The sequence below is a fragment of the Zobellia galactanivorans genome (assembly GCF_000973105.1).
Lineage (GTDB): Bacteria > Bacteroidota > Bacteroidia > Flavobacteriales > Flavobacteriaceae > Zobellia > Zobellia galactanivorans.
Map to the genome: position 1 here is coordinate 52,970 of NC_015844.1, position 19,059 is coordinate 72,028.

General features: G+C 42.8%; 17 protein-coding genes and 1 riboswitch. Of the genes, 12 read left to right on the forward strand and 5 right to left on the reverse strand.

Translation table 11 applies throughout. The annotated features are described in order from the left end of the window. Positions 1 to 20: 20 nt before the first annotated feature. Positions 21 to 1,511 carry a S41 family peptidase gene (locus ZOBGAL_RS00265; protein WP_013991440.1) on the forward strand — a complete coding sequence of 497 codons (1,491 nt, stop codon included), beginning with the start codon at positions 21 to 23 and terminating at the stop codon, positions 1,509 to 1,511. 75 nt (positions 1,512 to 1,586) lie between these two features. Here ZOBGAL_RS00265 and ZOBGAL_RS00270 read toward each other — a convergent pair whose 3' ends face one another. The 3 genes from ZOBGAL_RS00270 to ZOBGAL_RS00280 form a co-directional block, all read right to left on the reverse strand. Next, positions 1,587 to 2,513 carry an ABC transporter substrate-binding protein gene (locus ZOBGAL_RS00270; RefSeq protein WP_231854783.1) on the reverse strand — a complete coding sequence of 309 codons (927 nt, stop codon included), beginning with the start codon at positions 2,511 to 2,513 and terminating at the stop codon, positions 1,587 to 1,589. Positions 2,514 to 2,524: 11 nt separating this feature from the next. Further along, positions 2,525 to 4,399, reverse strand: a complete 1,875-nt coding sequence (locus ZOBGAL_RS00275) for a TonB-dependent receptor plug domain-containing protein (protein ID WP_013991442.1) — start codon at positions 4,397 to 4,399, stop codon at positions 2,525 to 2,527. 69 nt (positions 4,400 to 4,468) lie between these two features. Beyond that, a riboswitch (cobalamin riboswitch) is annotated at positions 4,469 to 4,694 on the reverse strand. 77 nt (positions 4,695 to 4,771) lie between these two features. After that, positions 4,772 to 5,221, reverse strand: a complete 450-nt coding sequence (locus ZOBGAL_RS00280; protein WP_046287662.1) for an FKBP-type peptidyl-prolyl cis-trans isomerase — start codon at positions 5,219 to 5,221, stop codon at positions 4,772 to 4,774. Positions 5,222 to 5,436: 215 nt separating this feature from the next. Here ZOBGAL_RS00280 and ZOBGAL_RS00285 point away from each other — a divergent pair, with 215 nt between their 5' ends. The 7 genes from ZOBGAL_RS00285 (at position 5,437) to ZOBGAL_RS00315 (ending at position 11,748) form a co-directional block, all read left to right on the forward strand. After that, the gene (locus ZOBGAL_RS00285) at positions 5,437 to 6,585 is read left to right on the forward strand and encodes an ABC transporter substrate-binding protein (protein ID WP_013991444.1); all 1,149 of its coding nucleotides are present in this window, start codon (positions 5,437 to 5,439) and stop codon (positions 6,583 to 6,585) included. Further along, entirely contained in the window at positions 6,586 to 7,617 is a 1,032-nt protein-coding gene (locus ZOBGAL_RS00290; protein ID WP_013991445.1) for a FecCD family ABC transporter permease, read from the forward strand. It begins immediately after the preceding gene. 142 nt (positions 7,618 to 7,759) lie between these two features. Next, positions 7,760 to 8,635 (forward strand): 3-keto-disaccharide hydrolase, encoded by an 876-nt coding sequence (locus tag ZOBGAL_RS00295; protein WP_013991446.1) that lies wholly within the window; start codon positions 7,760 to 7,762, stop codon positions 8,633 to 8,635. Between the two features lie 59 nt (positions 8,636 to 8,694). Continuing rightward, positions 8,695 to 9,429: an ABC transporter ATP-binding protein gene (locus ZOBGAL_RS00300; RefSeq protein ID WP_046287255.1), complete on the forward strand. Its 735-nt coding sequence runs from the start codon at positions 8,695 to 8,697 to the stop codon at positions 9,427 to 9,429. Between the two features lie 65 nt (positions 9,430 to 9,494). Next, positions 9,495 to 10,841, forward strand: a complete 1,347-nt coding sequence (gene rmuC / locus ZOBGAL_RS00305; protein ID WP_013991448.1) for a DNA recombination protein RmuC — start codon at positions 9,495 to 9,497, stop codon at positions 10,839 to 10,841. Further along, complete coding sequence (locus ZOBGAL_RS00310) at positions 10,838 to 11,203, forward strand: hypothetical protein (RefSeq protein ID WP_013991449.1); 366 nt, start codon at positions 10,838 to 10,840, stop codon at positions 11,201 to 11,203. The genes rmuC and ZOBGAL_RS00310 overlap by 4 nt, the downstream gene beginning before the upstream one ends. Then, a complete protein-coding gene (locus ZOBGAL_RS00315) occupies positions 11,203 to 11,748 on the forward strand; it encodes an acyl-CoA thioesterase (RefSeq protein WP_013991450.1) in 546 nt (181 codons plus the stop codon). Before ZOBGAL_RS00310 ends, ZOBGAL_RS00315 begins: the two co-directional genes overlap by 1 nt. On the opposite strand, the gene pgl is transcribed toward ZOBGAL_RS00315, so the two are convergent. Continuing rightward, the gene (gene pgl, locus ZOBGAL_RS00320) at positions 11,741 to 12,454 is read right to left on the reverse strand and encodes a 6-phosphogluconolactonase (protein WP_013991451.1); all 714 of its coding nucleotides are present in this window, start codon (positions 12,452 to 12,454) and stop codon (positions 11,741 to 11,743) included. The two genes, ZOBGAL_RS00315 and pgl, sit on opposite strands and share 8 nt — an antisense overlap. Before the next feature lie 55 nt (positions 12,455 to 12,509). Then, entirely contained in the window at positions 12,510 to 14,042 is a 1,533-nt protein-coding gene (zwf, locus tag ZOBGAL_RS00325; protein ID WP_013991452.1) for a glucose-6-phosphate dehydrogenase, read from the reverse strand. Between the two features lie 172 nt (positions 14,043 to 14,214). Here zwf and gndA point away from each other — a divergent pair, with 172 nt between their 5' ends. The 4 genes from gndA to ZOBGAL_RS00345 all read left to right on the forward strand — a co-directional run bounded on the left by gndA (position 14,215) and on the right by ZOBGAL_RS00345 (position 18,984). Then, on the forward strand, positions 14,215 to 15,627 hold the full coding sequence (gndA, locus tag ZOBGAL_RS00330; protein ID WP_013991453.1) for an NADP-dependent phosphogluconate dehydrogenase: 1,413 nt from the start codon (positions 14,215 to 14,217) through the stop codon (positions 15,625 to 15,627). Between the two features lie 49 nt (positions 15,628 to 15,676). After that, entirely contained in the window at positions 15,677 to 16,243 is a 567-nt protein-coding gene (locus tag ZOBGAL_RS00335) for a DUF3124 domain-containing protein (protein ID WP_013991454.1), read from the forward strand. A gap of 145 nt (positions 16,244 to 16,388) precedes the next feature. Beyond that, positions 16,389 to 18,620: a tetratricopeptide repeat-containing hybrid sensor histidine kinase/response regulator gene (locus tag ZOBGAL_RS00340; protein WP_013991455.1), complete on the forward strand. Its 2,232-nt coding sequence runs from the start codon at positions 16,389 to 16,391 to the stop codon at positions 18,618 to 18,620. A gap of 13 nt (positions 18,621 to 18,633) precedes the next feature. Continuing rightward, positions 18,634 to 18,984: a hypothetical protein gene (locus ZOBGAL_RS00345; protein WP_013991456.1), complete on the forward strand. Its 351-nt coding sequence runs from the start codon at positions 18,634 to 18,636 to the stop codon at positions 18,982 to 18,984. Positions 18,985 to 19,059: the final 75 nt, after the last annotated feature.

Below are 19,059 nucleotides of genomic sequence, written 5' to 3' on the forward strand. Positions count from 1 at the left end.
ACACTATTTGTTGTCTTATTATGATGAAAAAATTGAATTTAGGACTGCTCCTATCTGTATTTCTTATCGTTTCCTGTTCTAAAACCGATGACGACTTCACTATACCCGATACCGTGGATCCCGATCCCGATGCAGGGGTACATGTACAAGACTTTATGTGGAAAGCCATGAACTTTTGGTATTTCTGGCAATCGGATGTGGAAAACCTATCCGATACGAAATTTCCAAATACAGAGGAGGGATCCCTAGCCTATACCCAATTTCTGGCATCTGAACCGGACCCCGGAAAATTTTTCGACGATAAGCTATTGTTTTCGGAAGACCGTTTTAGCTTTTTTTCAGATAATTACGTAGAACTTGTACAATCATTGGCCGGTATTTCTAAAAGTAACGGAGTCATATTCGGACTGGTAAGACAAAAGGAGAACAGCAGTGAAATCTATGGCTATGTGCAGTATATTATTCCTAATTCAAACGCGTCAACCAAAAACATCAAACGCGGAGATATCTTTACGGGAGTAAACGGCACCACCTTGACCGACCAAAACTACAAAACCCTTCTCTTTGGGGATAGTGACACCTATTCTTTGGACATGGCCGATATTGAAGGTGAAAATGCGGAACCGAACGGAACGCAAATACAATTGACCAAAGAGGTAGGCCTTCGCGAAAACCCCATACTCCTAGACGAAATCATTGAAATACAGGACAAAAAAATTGGCTACTTGGTCTATACCGGGTTTACCAACGAATATGACGAAGAATTGAACCAAGTCTTCGGTCGGTTTAAATCGAATGGGGTAAACGAACTGATACTTGACCTTCGATATAACCCAGGAGGCTCTGTCAACACCGCCGTTCTCTTGTCAAGTATGATATATGGCACCAACACCGAGGAAGTCTTTCTCAAGGCGCGATATAACGAGAAGTATCAAAAAATACTTGACGACAATGATACCGAGCTAAGACGCTTTTTTGCGGAAAAGACCAGTAAGGGCACTGCCATAAACTCCCTAAACCTCAACAAAGTCTATATATTGACCACCACGAGCACAGCCTCGGCGAGCGAATTAGTGATCAACGGCCTGACTCCTTATATCGACGTGGTTCAAATAGGGGACAAAACCCGAGGAAAAAACGAGTTCTCGGTAACTATGGTAGACGACAGAGGAAACAACTACGTCTATAACCAAGAACGAACGAACAAAATAAACCCCAAAAACAAGTGGGCCATACAACCCTTATTAGGCAGAAATGAAAACTCGAAAGGGTTTTCAGCTTACACCAGTGGCTTGGTACCCGACATAGTCTTACCCGAAGATTTAGCAAATTTGGGTGTATTAGGCGACCTTAACGAACCACTGCTTGCCAAGGCCATAGAACAAATAACGGGATCCCCGGCCAAAGGCAGCCATACCGTCGAACTTCCTATAGAGACCATGACCAATTCAAAAATGTTCTCGCCTTTAAAAGATAACATGTACGTTAGCGACCCGCCTATAGTTTGGTAGTCTAAAAACATTCAATACGAACAAAAAAGCGGCCCGTTTTAAAAACAGACCGCTTTTTTTTGAATTTATAATTTCTCAGAACTCGTAGAACCTTTGATACTTACGTTTTAATCGCGAAGGAACAGAAATTGCTTCCGGATGAAACAACCCGGCCAACAACTCTATGCCATCGACCAAGGTGGCAGCGGATGATTGCGTAAACAAATCAAAATCGGCTACATATACTTTTTGGTCCTTGACCGCCTTTAAGTTGGGCCAGCCCTCTTTTAAAAGCAATAGATGCATCTCCTTTAAGGTTCTTTTAATACTGAACCCACAAGGCGCTACTATAATTACCTCCGGATCGTACTGCTTTATTTTATCCCATGAAAGCACACCACTATTCCCCGAAGGATTAGAAAGCATGTCTACCCCACCGGCAAAACCGATTTGATGGGGAATCCAATGTCCGCAATTATAAATAGGCTCTATCCATTCCAACAACAGCACTCTCTTTGTAAGAACTCTAGCTGCTCTTAGTTGGTCCACTACATAATCTATTCTTTCATTCAGTTTTCCCAAATACTCATAAGCCACCTCTTCCCTACCCAATGCCTTGGCAATAGTAATGGCATTTTCAAAGACATCATTAAAACTAGAAGGACTAATTGAAATAAGTTCCGGTTGTTTCTCAAGGTTTGCAACAGCAGCGGCCGTACATTCCGTATCGATTTGACAAACATCACACATATCTTGTGTAAAGATGATGTCTGGAGCGATTTCGGCAAGGGCCTTTTCGTCTACATAGTAAAGCTTCTCCCCTTCCTTTTTGCTTTCCGAGAAAAAGGTGTCGATTTCTTGGCTTGTATAGTTCTTCCCTTCCAAAATGCAACGCACTATCGGTTTTTTCTCTTGCAATGCCATAGGGGGGCATTCAAACGTAATACCATGCAAGTGTTCTTGCAACCCCATATCATAGAGCATTTGGGTAACGGCAGGCATAAAAGAGCAAACTTTGAGCACGTTTTTGTTTTTTAGAGATTGAGACTAAAACCGATCATAACATTCCTTCCTTTGGTCGTAAAACCAAGGGCTTCGGTATATTCTTGGTTTAAAATATTATTGACATTTAAAAATACCTTTAACCGGTTTTCTATACATTCGTGCGAGAGGTACAAATCTACCAAGGAAAAACTGTCCAAAGGTACAATAGTAGATGGGAAAGTACTAAAATCAGAATCTGTTCTACTTCCTGTAAGGCTATAGTTTAACGAGGCAAAAGCTCTATCTGAAAACGCATAGCCCAAATTCGCATTTATCTTATGTTTGGGAATACGAACGGCATCGTCTCCCTTTCTCTCCGTAAATGTATAATTGGCATCGAAATTTAATTTGTCGGCAGCTTTCCAACTAAGCTCTACCTCCACTCCTTGTGCATCAATTGTATTCAGTGCATTTTTATAACTACTCGTTGCATTATCATAAAACACAAAGTTTTCTTCTTTTCTATTAAAATAAAGGGCACTAGCTCTAAAGTTACCTTTACCGGCAAATTCTAAACCTCCCTCAATAGTTCGGTCATCTTCTGGTTCTAAATCTGGGTTAGCCCCATAATTCCCGAACAACTGAGTTAATGACGGTGTTATATAAGACGTTGCATACGATGTCAAGAACTTAAGATAACTGCCATCCATTTTAAGAGTAAAAGATGGGTTTATATTGTAAACAAAGTTGGTTCCGTACTCCGTATGGTTGTTTAAGCGTGCACCGGCATTCAAGTTCAATCCAAAATCAGATACATAGACTACGTTCGCATATGGATCGGTAATCTCAAATTTTTCCTTGGCTAAAAAATCGGTTTCATCGGCTAAATAATTCAAACCGACAACACTGTGAAATTGATCATTAAAATTGTATTTATGATATACATCTACCACATAGTTGTTACCCTTAAACGTAGACGGAAAATCCGTGATATTTTCAGAATCATAACTACTGTATCCTGCATTTGCCCGTAAAGAACCCCTACCATAATCATAGGTGGCCGCAACCCCTGCTCTTTCTTGCTTACTTATAAACTGATTGGGCGCATCCGTTGGACCGTAAGAGTTATCAAAATTTGTATTTACCTTTGTTTGGTTTCCATAAACCGAAACCTTCAGTTTATCCGAAAAATCATAGCCCAAACGCAAATTCGTCGAAATGTTTGAAAACGGATCTTCTTCATTCGCAGGCGTTATATTTGCCGAAATACCTTCCGCATATCGGTTCGAAAAACTACCCGAATAATTGAATTTATTCAACGTACCGCTTATTTGAGCACTGTTAGACGACCTTGATACATTGTAATTTTGGTCATCTTGGGTTTGATTCGTACCTACACTTGACTGTACACTCAGGGAAATAGGTTTTACCGAAGCTTTTTTAGTAGTAATATTTATAACTGCAGTGGCCGCATTGGTACCATAAAGCGTACTAGCGGCACCTTTAATGATCTCTATAGATTCTACACTAGCGGCAGAGAGTAAACGCAAATCGTATACCTCAGAAAAAGACGACGGATCTAGAACTCGAACCCCATCGACTATAACAAGTACTTGACGCCCTCTTCCTCCTCGGGCATAAACACCAAAAACAGAACCTTCTGGGCTACGGCTTCCCGATATTTCGATACCGCTCTGGTTATTAATGATTTCAGTGATGTTCTTACCTTGGTAACGCTCTAATTCTTCTGCGGTAATCTTTATCACCGTTTTACCTGAATTTTCACGTTTCAACTCAAATTTAGAATCACTGACCACAACCTCATCTAGTTGTCTCACTTTTGTAGAATCGCCTTCTACATTTTGCGCAATCATACTGGTGCTTGCCAATAGGGCAGCACAAACTCCATAAAAATTTTTGTTCATTTTGTAATCTCTGTTCGAGCGAATAGTATGTCTGTACCCATACGTAAACCTTTATCCCGAAAGTTTAACATTAGTTGTTTGAATCCGGCAGGTCTCCTGACTTGTCCAATGTTGTTTTACCTTCCCATCTTTATGGCAGACAGTGGTTTTGAAGAAAGCAACACCCTCTTAAGAGGCACCAAGCGTAGCTCGGCATGAACTTACAGTTGCGGGAACAGTTCCGGACTTTCACCGGATTCCCTTTTAATCAACAAGGCCATAACGACCCTGTCGAACCTAAATTCGCGGCGAAGGTACATAATTTGTGAAAAGATTGCACCTGAAAAATGTTTCGGTTTTGAAGCTGTAAAAGAAAAACCTTTTTTTGTGAAATTACTCTACGGCAATAAGCTCTACTTCAAAAACAAGTACAGACCCGCCGGGTATACCCCTTCTATCTGAATTTCCGTAACCCAAGGCTGCAGGTACCAATAGCAAGCCGTTACCGCCTTCCTTGAAATAGGTGATACCTTCCGTCCATCCGGCGATAACCTGTGATAGGTTGAATGTGATGCCTTCCGCTTCACTTTCATCAAAAACTTCTTTATCGGTAAAATAGCCCTTATAAGCCACGGTGACATTTGAGGTTGCCGTAGGCCGAAAGCCTGTACCCTCTTCTTCTACCACATAGTAAAGACCGCTAGCGCTTCTCTTGGCGTCAAGATTGTTCTCTTCAATGTATTCCTTGATTTCCTGTTCATTTTTTGCTACATAATCCACTTTTTCATCATCGCTACAGGAAGCGAATACGGCCAAGACCAAAACCAATAAGATTTTTTTCATATCATTTTTTTGAAAGTCAAATATAGCGAACAATTGACGTTGTCCAGACGAATTTCCCTTATAAACTGTCCCTTCTCCTTTTACTTCCTCAGAATCAATTGATAGATAGAAAATAAATAAAATTCCATTTGTCTTTTTTTCTTGGAAAAGAAAGACTGTACCTTTAGCCCATTGATACATTTCACCCATTCTTGAGACCCATAAGACAAAAAAAATTGAAGAAAATTGTTTTCATTGCCCTATGCGCCTTGGTTGTTTCCTGTAAAAGGGAGAAGAAAGAAAGCACCTCGATTACCACTAGCTTACCTGCCATAACCAAGATTACGCATGCTACTGGTTTTTCCATTGAAAAAGCAGCCGAAGGGTTTACCGTTATTACCGTATCATCGCCATGGCCAGGCTCGGAAAAAACCTTTAAATACGCCTTGGTCGACAAAGAAAAGATGGCCTCCATCACCTTGAACAGCGAAGCATACGACGCTATCGTGGCCGTTCCGATAGAACGTTTGGTGGTTACCTCCACGACCCATATTCCCTCACTTGAAGCCCTAGGGGTGGCCGACAGGCTGGTGGGCTTTCCGAATACGGATTTGATTTCTTCTGAATATACCCGTAAACGGATATTGGATGGTAGTGTAAAGGAGTTGGGGAATAATGAAAGTATCAATACGGAAATCACCATCAGCCTTAATCCTGAAGTCGTTATAGGCTTTGGCATGAACAATAGGAACAAGGCCTATGAAACCATAGCCCATTCCAACATTCCCGTGGTCCTCAACGGGGATTGGACCGAGGAGTCCCCTCTCGGAAAAGCGGAATGGATCAAATTTTTCGCACCTTTTTTTCAACTTGAGGCCAAGGCCGATAGTATTTTTAATGCGATTGAAAATTCATATCAAAAAACCAAGGCCCTTGTAGCCAAGGTCAAAACAAGGCCTACCGTACTTACCGGGGGACTCTACAAAGATGTTTGGCACGTAGCAGGGGGCAAAAGTTGGATGGCCCAATTTCTAGAAGATGCAAAAGCCGATTACCTCTACAAAGACGACACCGAAACCGGAGGGATTTCACTTAGCCTAGAAGCCGTTCTGGCCAAATCACAACAGGCCGACTACTGGCTCAACCCCTCAATGATCACCTCCTATTCTGAAATGGAAAAAGCCAACGCCCACTATACACAATTCAAGGCCTTTAAGAATAAAAATATATTCTCGAACACCTTGGCAAAGGGCAGTACAGGGGGGCTCCTATATTACGAAATGGCACCGATGAAACCCGATTTGGTCTTAAAAGACCTTATTCACATTTTCCATCCCGAATTGCTTCCCGATTACGAACCCTTCTTTTTTAAACCTCTTGAATAAGTGCAAGTCCAAAAAACATATCGCACTTCCTTTTTACTCCTACTGCTTGTTTTGGTAATTACCTTTATTATCAACATCTGTTTAGGGTCGGTTTCCATTCCCGTTTCCAAAACCTTACATTCCATTTTCGGAGGAAGCTTGGAAAACACGGCCTGGGAGTACATCATTTGGAACTATAGACTGCCCAAGGCCTTTACGGCCCTATTGGTGGGCAGCGGACTCGCCTTGAGCGGATTGCTGATGCAAACCTTGTTCAGAAACCCTTTGGCAGGCCCCTTCGTACTAGGTATCAGTTCCGGTGCCAGTTTGGGCGCGGCCATCTTAATAATGGGATCGGCCACTTTTACTTCGTGGCTCGGTATTACCCTGATCAACGATGTTTCCCTTGCCCTTGCCTCTAGCACGGGAAGTTTTTTAGTGCTGTTCTGTGTTCTTCTTATCGCCCGAAAGGTAAAGGATAGTATGGCCCTTTTGATCATAGGCCTTATGTTCGGTAGCATTACTGCAGCCATTGTAAGTGTTTTGTCTTATTTTACCCAAGCTGAAAAACTGCAACAATTCGTCTATTGGTCCTTTGGTAGCGTAGGGAATCTTTCTTGGCACCAATTGCTCCTATTACTGACCTTGGTCTGTTTGGGCATATTTCTAAGTGTGCTTTCCATTAAACCTTTAAACGCCTTCTTGCTAGGTGAAAATTACGCCCGTAGCCTTGGCATCAATTTGGTGAGTTCTCGGTTCAAGATCATTGTTGCGACCGGACTCTTGGCCGGCGGCATTACCGCTTTTGCCGGGCCCATTGCATTTATCGGCTTGGCAGTTCCCCATTTGACCCGTCAGGTTTTCAATACTACGGAGCATCGCATCTTGGTTCCGGCCGTATTGGCCTATGGTGCCATCTTAATGCTGGTTTGTGATACCATAGCCCAACTGCCAAACAATGCCAATGTTTTGCCTATAAATGCCATTACCAGTATTTTTGGTGCCCCAGTGGTAATCTGGTTATTGTTAAGAAAAAGAAAAATGGTGTTTTGACCCAAAACACAACATAATAAACTTTACATTATACAGATATGATCATATGTTATACCCCAAAGAGGGGCAATTAGATAGTTTTACGTTCAACAATTATTTTAAAACCTATTTTTTACAAACTATTTATAGTAAACCCAACCCTATGCAAACCAAATTGACTTTTCTTTTTCTTCTTTTAAGCAGTGTTGCCATTAACCTAAATGCGCAAAAAAATGACAAAGGTTGGGAGATGCTTCTCGACAAAGACCTATCTAACTGGGACGTTTTTATAGGGGTACCGCACACATCGCTCGACCTTGAAGGCTACGAAAAAGGTGATGGAATGCACGGAACACCGATCGGACTCAACAACGACCCCTTGAATGTCTTTACCACAAGCCAAGAAAACGGGGAGACTATTCTCAATGTAAGCGGCCAGATCTATGGGGGCTTAAGCACCAAACAAGAATACGAAAACTACCACTTGGTCTTTGATATCAAATGGGGCTCCAAAAAATACGAACCCCGCCTTAAAGACAAGAGGGACAGTGGGGTTCTTTACCATGCCCAAGAACCACACGGACAATTCTGGAACGTTTGGATGAAGGCCCCGGAAATGCAGGTACAAGAAACCGATTGTGGCGACTTTTTCCCTTTAGCCGGTGTAAGTATGGATATCAAAGCTTCAAAACGCAAGGAAAACGGAAAAGAATTTTGGTTCTACGATCCAAAGGGAGAAGTACATACTTTTAAGACAGGGGCCGACGGACGTTGCAGGAGAATGGCCAATTTTGAAAATCCCCATGGGGAATGGAGCCGCCTAGAACTTATTTGCATAAACGACAAAGCCTACCATATTGTTAATGGAAAGGTGGTAATGGTACTCGAAAATGCAAAGGAATATAACAAAAATGGTGTTGCAAGCGCACTGACCAAAGGAAAGATCCAATTTCAATCGGAGGCCTGCGAGGTGTATTACAAGAACATCAAGATCAGAAGCATCTCTAAATTGCCTAAATACATCAAGAAACAACTTTAACACCTACTGTCGTCGCCTATACAACCAAACATACTACGCTTCTCTCGAAAGACCTTGCCATTGGTTACGGAACCCATGTAATAGCAAAAGGCATCAACTTTGCCTTGGTACCAGGCGAGTTAACCGCCATCGTGGGGATCAACGGTATCGGCAAGTCTACCTTGTTACGGACCCTGGGCAACGCCCAACCCCTTCTTTCAGGGCAATTGATCATCAAAAAAAAACCTTTGGAAGCCTATGCCCCCTTAGAGTTATCGTCTGAAATAAGCATGGTCTTAACGGAGCCCATCGCCTCTAAAAATTTGTCCGTTCTAGAATTGGTAGCATTAGGCAGGCAACCCTACACCAATTGGCTGGGCAAACTGACCGATATCGACAAAAAAAAGATAAGCGAGGCCTTTGAAGCGCTAGAGTTGAGCGACTTAAAAGACAAAAAATGTTTTGAACTGAGCGACGGACAGTTACAACGGGTCATGATCGCCAGGGCCTTGGCCCAAGACACCGATATCATTCTCTTAGATGAGCCTACGACCCATTTAGACCTCTACCATAAGGTGCAAATATTAAAATTACTGCGCACCATAGCGCACACCACAAAAAAAACAGTGGTTTTTACCACTCATGAAATTGAGATGGCGATTCAACTTTGCGACAAAATGCTTCTCTTAGATGGGAAGTCGAACCATTTCGGACAACCTTGCGAACTTATCACACAAAAGGCCTTTGAATCTTTGTTTCCTTCCGACACTGTTGTTTTCGACCCAAAAACGGGATCTTTTAGAATAAAAAAGTAACCCAAGGGCAGTGTTCCGTTTTAATACCAATCTCGTATCTTTACCCTGAACATTTTACCAGGAAGATGAACGTTTACCTTATTTACTTATTAATCGGATTACTATGCCTTGCCATAGGCTATTTTTTAGGAAATTATATTCAGAACCTAAAGACGAAGTCGAGCCAGAGTGCCCTTGAAGAACGGGAGCAACAACTGCATGCCAACCTCAATGTATTGGAGGCGCGATTGAAAGATAGCGAAGCGCACAAAACCCGTTTACAGGATGAAAAGGAACAATTAGGCAACCAAATTGTCCGTTATCAGGCCGATCTGGAGAATCTTCAGCTGAAAAATAGGGAGCAAAAAGAAGAGGTTGAAAAACTACAGGAAAAATTCACCAAAGAATTCGAGAACCTCGCCAATAAAATTTTAGAGGAAAAAAGCCTAAAATTCACCGAACGCAACGAGAAGAACATTAAGGATATTTTGACGCCCCTCAATGAGAAAATACAGCTTTTTGAGAAGAAGGTAGAAGAGAGCCAAAAAGAAAATATCAGCATACATTCCGCATTAAAGGAGCAACTTTTAAATCTTCAGAGCCAAAACCTGAAAATCACCCAAGAGGCCGAAAACCTTACCAAAGCCTTGAAAGGCGACAGTAAAATGCAAGGGAATTGGGGCGAGTTGGTACTGGAACGCGTGCTTGAAAAATCAGGATTGGAAAAAGACCGCGAATATACCGTTCAGCAAAGTTTTACCAGGGAAGATGGTTCGAGGGTGCTTCCCGATGTGATCATACACCTTCCCGATGGCAAGAAAATGGTGGTCGACTCCAAAGTATCGTTAACGGATTACGAGCGGTTTGTAAATGCCGAAGACGATTTACGTGATAAATTCCTAAAAGACCATATCAATTCCCTAAAAAGACACGTCGACCAGCTTTCCGCCAAAAAATACGAAGACCTTTACGCCATGGAGAGTCCGGATTTCGTACTCATGTTCGTGCCCATAGAACCCGCTTTTGCCATTGCCATCAATAATGACAGTACACTTTACAGCAAGGCCTTCGAACAAAATATCGTCATCGTTACGCCATCGACCTTATTGGCTACATTACGTACCATTGACAGTATGTGGAACAATGAAAAACAACAGCGTAACGCCTTGGAAATAGCTCGACAGGCCGGGGCCCTATATGATAAGTTCGAAGGTTTCGTAAACGACCTGACCAAAGTGGGCAAGAAAATGGACGAGGCCAAATCGGAATACAAAGGCGCCATGAACAAACTGGTCGAAGGCCGTGGAAATATTGTCATCAGTATTGAAAAATTGAAAAAAATGGGAGCAAAAGCAAAAAAATCGATTCCCGAACCCATACTTAAACGCGCTCAAGAAGATGACTTTGAAAGCGACCTAAAACTAGAAACATGAAAAAGTCGCTCTTTATTAGCTTGGGCATTATTTTAGCCCTATTCGCCATAGTGTACGCATTCATTTACTTCGTACCCTATAGCAACGGAATACGTTCGGGCGAGCTTATCAAAATCAGCCACAAAGGTGTTATCGTCAAAACTTGGGAAGGAGAGATCAGTCAAGGCATATCAGGTGCCCAGATCTTTTCATTTTCCATATTGGACAAAGACAAAGAAGTGATCGAACAGCTTCAGCAGTACCAAGGACAATACGTAAAGTTGCATTATGTTGAACGCTTTGCTACTTTTCTTTGGCTCGGAGATAGCAAATATTTTGTAACCAAAGTAGAAAAAGAACAATCACCTCATTTTAGAAACTAATGGAAAAATTCAAGAGTGCTAACGATTCAAGAGTTTCAATAACCGAACTAATGCTTCCCTCCCACTCTAATTTTGGTGGGAAGGTCCACGGTGGACACATTCTAAACCTAATGGACCAGATTGCCTTTGCATGTGCCTCAAAACACTCTCAAAGATATTGTGTGACCGCATCGGTCAATCGGGTCGATTTCCTTCATCCGGTAGAAGTCGGTGAGCTGTTAACCTTGCGCGCTTCCATAAACTACACCGGTAAGACCTCTATGGTCGTAGGGGTTCGGGTAGAATCGCAAAACATCACCTCCGGCACCAAGCGCCATTGCAATTCCTCATACTTTACCATGGTAGCCAAGGACGAAAACGGAAAAAGCGTACCCGTGCCCGGTCTATTGTTAGAGAACGAGCAAGGCGTTAGACGATTCGCCCGAAGCAAACAAAGAAAAGAAGAGGCTTTCTCAAGGGATACCCAATTCGACTCGTCCCAATTTAAAATAGAGGAACACCTCGACCTTTTGGCCAATGAAAACGTAAAGCTCGACCTTAGGTAAGCTTATCGGCCGCCGCTTGATCCAAGAACCACAATAGATTGCCCGAGGTTGGGGCTACCAAGTGGGCCGGATAAGTGACGGAACCACCATCGCTACCGAGAATTTCGCCTACTTTTTCCTTTTTTCCTTCACCGGTCACCAAGAAAGCAACGGTCTTTGCGTGATTGATCAGATTGCCCGTTATAGTGATGCGCCTTTGCCCCGATTCGGGGTGTACGGCCACTTCACATAGATGTTCTGAATTCCAAAGTTCTATTTCATGGGGGAAGATAGAAGCGGTATGGCCGTCATCGCCCATACCTAAAACCACTAGGTCAAATTGAGGGAAACCGTTTTTGGCCGGAAGCCCCGATTTCAATTCCCTTGCATATCGTTCGGCTTCGCCTTGGGGCTCATCTTCCCCATGAACGCGATGGATGTTTCCTTCAGGAATTTCAATTTTAGACAACAGGTGTTCTACCGTCATCTTATAGTTGCTTTCATCATCGGTCGGGGGCACACAACGCTCGTCTCCCCAGTACAAATGCACCTTAGACCAATCGATTTGTCCACCAAACTTATCGGCCAGTTCATCAAAAACTATTTTTGGGGTACTTCCGCCCGAAAGGGCCACATGAAAAGTATCGTTTTGCTTCACTTGCTCGGCAAAATAGGCCGAAAACGCTTCGGCAACCTCGTTTTTATCTTGATATATCTTTAAATCCATAGTCGTTTTTTACAATTTATACGCAAAGCTTTGGACCAATGGCCATAAACCCCTATTAGCATATGACACAAAAGCCCGGATCATCGGTCAAACTCGCTCCCGGGTTTCTCCATTCGCCTATACCGTCTATCAGCTCATTTGAATTTTCGGGTCCCCAGACCCCTGCCGCATACCCGTACATGCGTACGTCTTTACCACTTTCCCAATACTTTAAGATCGGATCCACGAATTCCCAAGCTGCTTCAACCTCATCGGCCCTGGCGTACAAGGTAGCGTCACCCTGCATAGCATCTAGAAGCAGGCGTTCATAGGCCTCCATCACATGGGTTTCCGCCAAACTGGAATAGTAGAAGTCAAGGTTGGCACGTTCGACCTTAAAACCTTGGCCGGGCACTTTTACCCCGAATTTTATCAAAATGCCTTCGTCTGGCTGTATTCTTATGACCAGTTTATTGTCCTTATTGTCCAATCCCGATTCTTGAAACACCTGATGATGTGGTGTTTTAAAATGTATGACCACTTCGGTAACCTTCGTTGGCATTCTCTTGGCGGTACGCACGTAGAAAGGCGTATCTTTCCATCTCCAGTTATCCACAAAAAACTTGATGGCCGCATAGGTTTCGGTAGTTGAATTTTTGTCGACCCCTTCTTCCTCACGGTATCCTTTCACGGGCTCACCGTCTATAACCGAACTGGTATACTGCGCCCTTATGGTGTTATCGAACAATTCTTGCTCATCTTTCATGACCCTAAGCGACTTGAGCGCCTTTACTTTCTCGTTCCTAATATCTTCGGGAGCATCGCTGATCGGCGGCTCCATTACGATCAAGGAAACGATTTGGAGCAAATGGTTCTGGAACATGTCACGCAACGCGCCCGACTTGTCGTAATACCCTCCCCGTTTTTCAACACCGACACTCTCGGCATTGGTAATTTCTACGTGGTGGATATAGTTACGGTTCCAAAGGGGTTCAAAAATGCTATTGGCAAATCGCGTCACCAATAGGTTCTGAACGGTCTCTTTGCCCAAATAATGGTCAATTCGGTAAATCTGGTGCTCTTCAAAGAACTGTTGTAACCCCTGGTTCAGCTGTTTTGCGGTCTCAAGGCTATAACCGAAAGGCTTTTCAACGATCATACGTTTCCAACCGTTGTTCTGTGTGCTCATTCCCGCATCTGCCAATCGCTGCGCTATGGTTTCATATAAGGTCGGAGGCGTAGAAAGGTAATAGATGATATTTCCCGAAGTCTGATATTTGTTCTTAAGGTCTTCTACCCTTTTACGTAGGCGACCATAATCCGTATCATAGCTACCCCCCAAATCTTCGTAGAAAAATTTATTGGCGAATGCTTTTATATAGTCGTCGCTATGCTCTTTTATCTTTGTCTTTAGATATGTACTTTCCAAAACCACTTTATTTCTAAACGCGTTATCGGTCATATCACTTCTACTGGCCCCCAATACCACAAAATTTTCGGGAAGTTGACCTGCTAAATAAAGATTAAAAAGTGCAGGTACGAGTTTTCTTGCAGTAAGGTCGCCAGAGGCGCCAAATATCACAAGAATCTGGTTTTCTGTTTTATTCATAATGAGATGGTATCCTTATACGATTTGAAAGGCTAAAAGTATCGAAAAGATGCAGCAATACCAACGAGTTTACCCTAAGATAATCTTACATTTCAATTATTTCGCTTAATTTTGGTCGTATTGCCCGAATATGACAATTTTAGGGCCGATCGTGTAATTTTAAATATAGAAAATGGAAGGAAAATATGATTTTGGATTGATAGGTCTCGGTGTTATGGGACGTAACTTCATTTTAAACGTTGCCGATAACGGATTCTCTGCGTTCGGCTACGACCTGGATCAGGAAAAAGTAGCGGCATTAAAGGAGGAAGGCGGCCACGAAGCCAAGGTGAATGCATCCACCAATATAAAGACCTTCGTTCAAGCCCTGAAACAGCCTAGAAAAATCATGCTTTTGGTTCCGGCCGGAAAAATCGTAGACTCGGTCATCGAAAGTCTCTTGCCGCATATAGACCGAGGTGATATTATTATCGATGGAGGAAATTCTTTCTTTACCGATACCGACCGACGAGAAGCCTACCTTCACGACAAGGCCATCAATTTCTTTGGCGCGGGAGTTTCGGGTGGCGCCAAAGGTGCCCGACTGGGCCCCAGTATTATGCCCGGCGGATCAAAATCGGCCTACCAACACATTAAACCTATTTTTGAAGCGGTATCCGCAAAATATAAAGGGGAGCCTTGTGTAGCCTATTTAGGTCCAAAATCATCTGGCAACTATGTAAAAATGGTTCACAATGGTATAGAATATGGTTTAATGCAGCTCACTTCAGAAGTTTATGATTTGCTTAAAAAAGCAGGCAACTTTTCCAATGAAGAAATGCACGATACCTTTTCTAAATGGAACCAAGGTCGTCTGCAGTCTTTTCTAGTGGAAATCACCTCTAAAATTCTGGAACAAAAAGATGAACTGGGCGCAGACAAAGGTCATCTCGTAGATCAGATTTTAGACAAAGCAAAACAAAAAGGAACAGGGAAATGGACGAGTCAAAATGCCATGGACTTAGGTATACCGGTCCCTTCCATTGACATTGCGGTAAGTATGCGTGAAATATCGGCACTCAAAGCCGAAAGAACCGAAGCCGAAAAACTATATGGTCGCCCAGAAGTGGCAATTTTAGATAAAGAAGAATTGGCAAAGCTGACCGAAGAGGCCCTTTACTTCTCTTTCATCATTACCTATGCCCAAGGCTTGCACCAATTGGCCGATGCCTCAAGAGAATACAAATACGATCTAGATATTGCCACCATTGCCAAAATCTGGCGTGCGGGCTGTATCATTCGGGCCGGTCTTTTGGCCGACATCACCGAGGCATTTGAAGCCGATAAAGACTTACCGAACTTATTGCTTTCCCCGAATTTCGTCGAGAAAATCAAGGGTACGGTAACCTCGGCCAGAACCTTGGTAGCACATGCCGCCAAAAACGGTATCCCGATGCCGGGACTGACAAACTCATTGACCTATTTCGATGCCTATACATCAAGTCGATTGCCTTTGAACCTTATACAGGCGCAACGTGATTTCTTCGGATCTCACACGTATGAACGCCTTGACCAAGAAGGTATTTTCCATACCGAATGGGAGTAGCCTAAAAAGGCCTACCAAAACATGGATACCATAAAACTAGAATGCTGAAATGATAGGAAAATACCGCTACGGCATATATTTTTACGCTATTGAAAATAGTCTGAAATCAATAGCAGTTGTACTTGTTCTTGTTTTGTTGTCCATGTCGTGTAAACGACCCGCGGAGGAAAAGCCGATACCGGTACTCGATGAACATACATTAAACAGAAGGGTCGACGGTAATGCCGTCGACCCTCTTTTAAAACAGGTTTACGTACCTATTTACTCTGATATCTACAATCAGACCAGAGACTCCAGAACCTTATTGACGGCTACGTTAAGCATCAGGAATACCAGCCTTAAAGACAGTCTCTTCATTTCAAAAATAGATTACTACAATACCGGGGGCGACCTTGTAAGGAGCTATATAGACCAAACCATCTACCTCCGCCCTATGGAATCTATCGATTACGTTATAGAACAACAAGACAATTCCGGTGGCAGCGGTGCCAACTTTATTATCGATTGGTATGCCAAGCGCCCGTTAAACCCCTTGTTTCAAGCCGTTATGGTCGGCGGATTGGGTGCACAAGCTTTCTCCTTTACCACGGAAGGTGTAAACATAGAGGGCGAATAACCCGTTTTCAGTCGCACTATTTTTTTTGAATGCCCATACCATCTATCGATCTATTGGCCGCTTGCCGATAATTTGAGAAGCAAATTCTTATCTTAGCTTGCCGAAAAGGCCGACCGTACAACCCTATACCGGCCCCAATGTGAACATGAGGATATCAAAACCACTAGTATTCATTTTTTTCCTTGCGCTGTATACTAATGGAATAGCCCAAGAGGCCACGGATTGGAAAAGAGATACCTTAGAATTGTACGTCAACCGATCGAATGACGCCTACGACGAATACAACTATAAAGAAGCCATAAAATACGCTTCGGCCCTAGTAGAAAAAGGAAAGGAGTTCAATTACAAATACTACGAGTTTTTAGGCTATGATATACTAGGTGGAATCTATTCCGAGACGGACGATAGTGTGCAGGGAAGGATTTATTCCGAAAAGGCACTGGAACTGGCCCGGGCCACACACGTCGATAGTCTTATAGCATGGGGAACCCTGAATTTAGGCATTTTGTATTCCGACAATAAGGCCACCTATGAAAAAGCGGTCCGCTTCTTTAAGGAAAGCATCGACATAAATGAAAAGAACCAAGACTACGATGAAGTTTACCTCACTTATGTAAACCTCATCTGGACCTACCTCGACAACAAACAAATAGACGAGGCCTATACCTATCTTCAAAAAGCGGAAGATCTGTCCGCAAAGGAAGTCGATTCCCTTGACAAACTTTATATAGACCTTTTATACGGCAAGTATTACCTAATAAAGAAAGAGTACGATGCCGCCGCCCAAAAACTAGAGAACATCGCCTTAACCGCCGATAAGAACAACAATACCGATTTGGCCATTGAAGCTTACGACAATTTAGCCAAACTCTACAGTGAAACGGACGACTACCGAAAAGCCTTTACCAACCTAGACAAACACAACCAGTTCAAGCAAAAGGCATACACCCTTAAAAAAGTGGAAGAGACCGAAAAGGCCAGGGCCAAATTCAATTTGGAACAGGCCCAAAAAGACCTTGAATCGGCCCTAAAGGAAAAAGTATACTCAGAACAATTGATCTCAAAATCAAAAACACTGACCACGGTACTTATTATTGCCGTTGTTATTCTCATTATCACCCTGCTCATCATAATCGTATTCTTCAAGACCCGAAGAAAATACATCAACAACCTCCGGGCAAAGAACAAACAACTGAGTATCGCCCATGCCAAGGCCGAGAAACTTTCGACGATCAAGACCAAGTTTCTTTCTACGGTCAGCCATGAGCTTCGAACCCCCCTATACGGAGTTATAGGTATATCGAGAATTTTAAAAGAAGACGAAAAACTCAAAGATTATGCAGATGATCTCGATTCCCTAAAATTCTCGGCCGATTACCTCCTGGCCTTGATCAATGACGTACTCTTATTAAGCAAGATGGATGCCGAAGCCATTACCTTGTCAAAAATACCCTACGAGCTAGACACGCTCATAAAAAATATTGTACGTTCCTTCGAATCAACCCTACAACAAAACAATAACACCCTACATTTACACATTGACGACAAACTGCCGAACCACCTTATTGGAGATCCGATAAGATTATCGCAAGTGCTTATAAACTTAGTTGGGAACGCCATAAAATTTACAGAAAACGGTGACATTTGGCTAAAGCTTGTTCTTGTTGAAGCCATAGATGACGACACCTACTACACCCAATTTGTCATAAAGGACAACGGTCTTGGAATTCCATTGGATATGCAAAAAGACATTTTCAATGAATTCACCCAAATCGAAAACAAAAACCTCAATTATACAGGTACGGGGCTCGGCCTTACCATCGTAAAAAAAATATTGAAGCTCTACCAAAGCAAAATTGAACTCGATAGTACCCCGGGCAAAGGGTCGCAATTCAGTTTTCGCCTAAATCTCAAAAGATACAGTGAGAGCCAAAAGGCTAATGAAAGCCCTATCGCCAATTTACCTAAAGGAAGTGCATCAACTGAAAATAGACGGACCAATAAAGTGCTTATTGTCGACGATAATAGAATCAACCAAAAAGTAACGCAAAAAACCTTAGAAAAACACCATATTGAATCGAGTTTGGCAGATGATGGCGCCCAAGCCGTGGCCATGAGCAAAGCCAATGACTACGATTTGATACTCATGGACATACATATGCCGAACATGAACGGGATGGAAGCCACCCAATTGATACGTGAATTCGATAAAGACATTCCGATAATTGCGTTAACTGCCGTAGAGTTGGACGAGAGCAAAAAGGAAATACTCAATTCAGGCATTGACGATATTATCCACAAACCCTACAATCTTCCCGAATTCCTAGAGACAATCTTTAAGCACCTTCCGAAGGAAGAAATCAATCTTTCCCAATAAAACTTCGCTCCAAATGGCCAAAACCCAATATCATATCTACGTAATAGAGCTGTCAAAAAAGGTGTTTACTGAAAATCGGCGTTTTCGCGAAGCCAATCCACAATTCAACGGGGTCTTAGAATGTTTATATGTAGGAATGACCAGCAAAACCCCGAAAGAGCGCTTCCAACAGCACAAAACGGGTTATGTAAATAAAAAGGGACACCGCCTAGCTTCAACCATCGTAAAGAAATACGGATCCTACCTTAGGCCCAGCCTATACAATCATATTAAACCATTGACCACACGGGCCGCGGCCCTAAAAATGGAAGAAACCCTGGCCCTTGAACTGCGTAGGAAACGTTACGCTGTTTGGTACAATTGACCCTCCCCCTCCTACTTTCCCCTACATAACAAAAAATCAGTAACTTTAGGAAAACTGGCCCAACGATTTAACCCC

Bases quoted from the DNA above. Each gene is read 5' to 3' on its own strand.
- ZOBGAL_RS00265 (WP_013991440.1), top strand. From the start codon at position 21: ATGATGAAAAAATTGAATTTAGGACTGCTCCTATCTGTATTTCTTATC.
- ZOBGAL_RS00275 (WP_013991442.1), bottom strand. From the start codon at position 4,399: ATGAACAAAAATTTTTATGGAGTTTGTGCTGCCCTATTGGCAAGCACC.
- ZOBGAL_RS00280 (WP_046287662.1), bottom strand. From the start codon at position 5,221: ATGAAAAAAATCTTATTGGTTTTGGTCTTGGCCGTATTCGCTTCCTGT.
- ZOBGAL_RS00295 (WP_013991446.1), top strand. From the start codon at position 7,760: ATGCAAACCAAATTGACTTTTCTTTTTCTTCTTTTAAGCAGTGTTGCC.
- rmuC (WP_013991448.1), top strand. From the start codon at position 9,495: ATGAACGTTTACCTTATTTACTTATTAATCGGATTACTATGCCTTGCC.
- ZOBGAL_RS00310 (WP_013991449.1), top strand. From the start codon at position 10,838: ATGAAAAAGTCGCTCTTTATTAGCTTGGGCATTATTTTAGCCCTATTC.
- ZOBGAL_RS00315 (WP_013991450.1), top strand. From the start codon at position 11,203: ATGGAAAAATTCAAGAGTGCTAACGATTCAAGAGTTTCAATAACCGAA.
- pgl (WP_013991451.1), bottom strand. From the start codon at position 12,454: ATGGATTTAAAGATATATCAAGATAAAAACGAGGTTGCCGAAGCGTTT.
- zwf (WP_013991452.1), bottom strand. From the start codon at position 14,042: ATGAATAAAACAGAAAACCAGATTCTTGTGATATTTGGCGCCTCTGGC.
- gndA (WP_013991453.1), top strand. From the start codon at position 14,215: ATGGAAGGAAAATATGATTTTGGATTGATAGGTCTCGGTGTTATGGGA.
- ZOBGAL_RS00335 (WP_013991454.1), top strand. From the start codon at position 15,677: ATGATAGGAAAATACCGCTACGGCATATATTTTTACGCTATTGAAAAT.
- ZOBGAL_RS00340 (WP_013991455.1), top strand. From the start codon at position 16,389: ATGAGGATATCAAAACCACTAGTATTCATTTTTTTCCTTGCGCTGTAT.
- ZOBGAL_RS00345 (WP_013991456.1), top strand. From the start codon at position 18,634: ATGGCCAAAACCCAATATCATATCTACGTAATAGAGCTGTCAAAAAAG.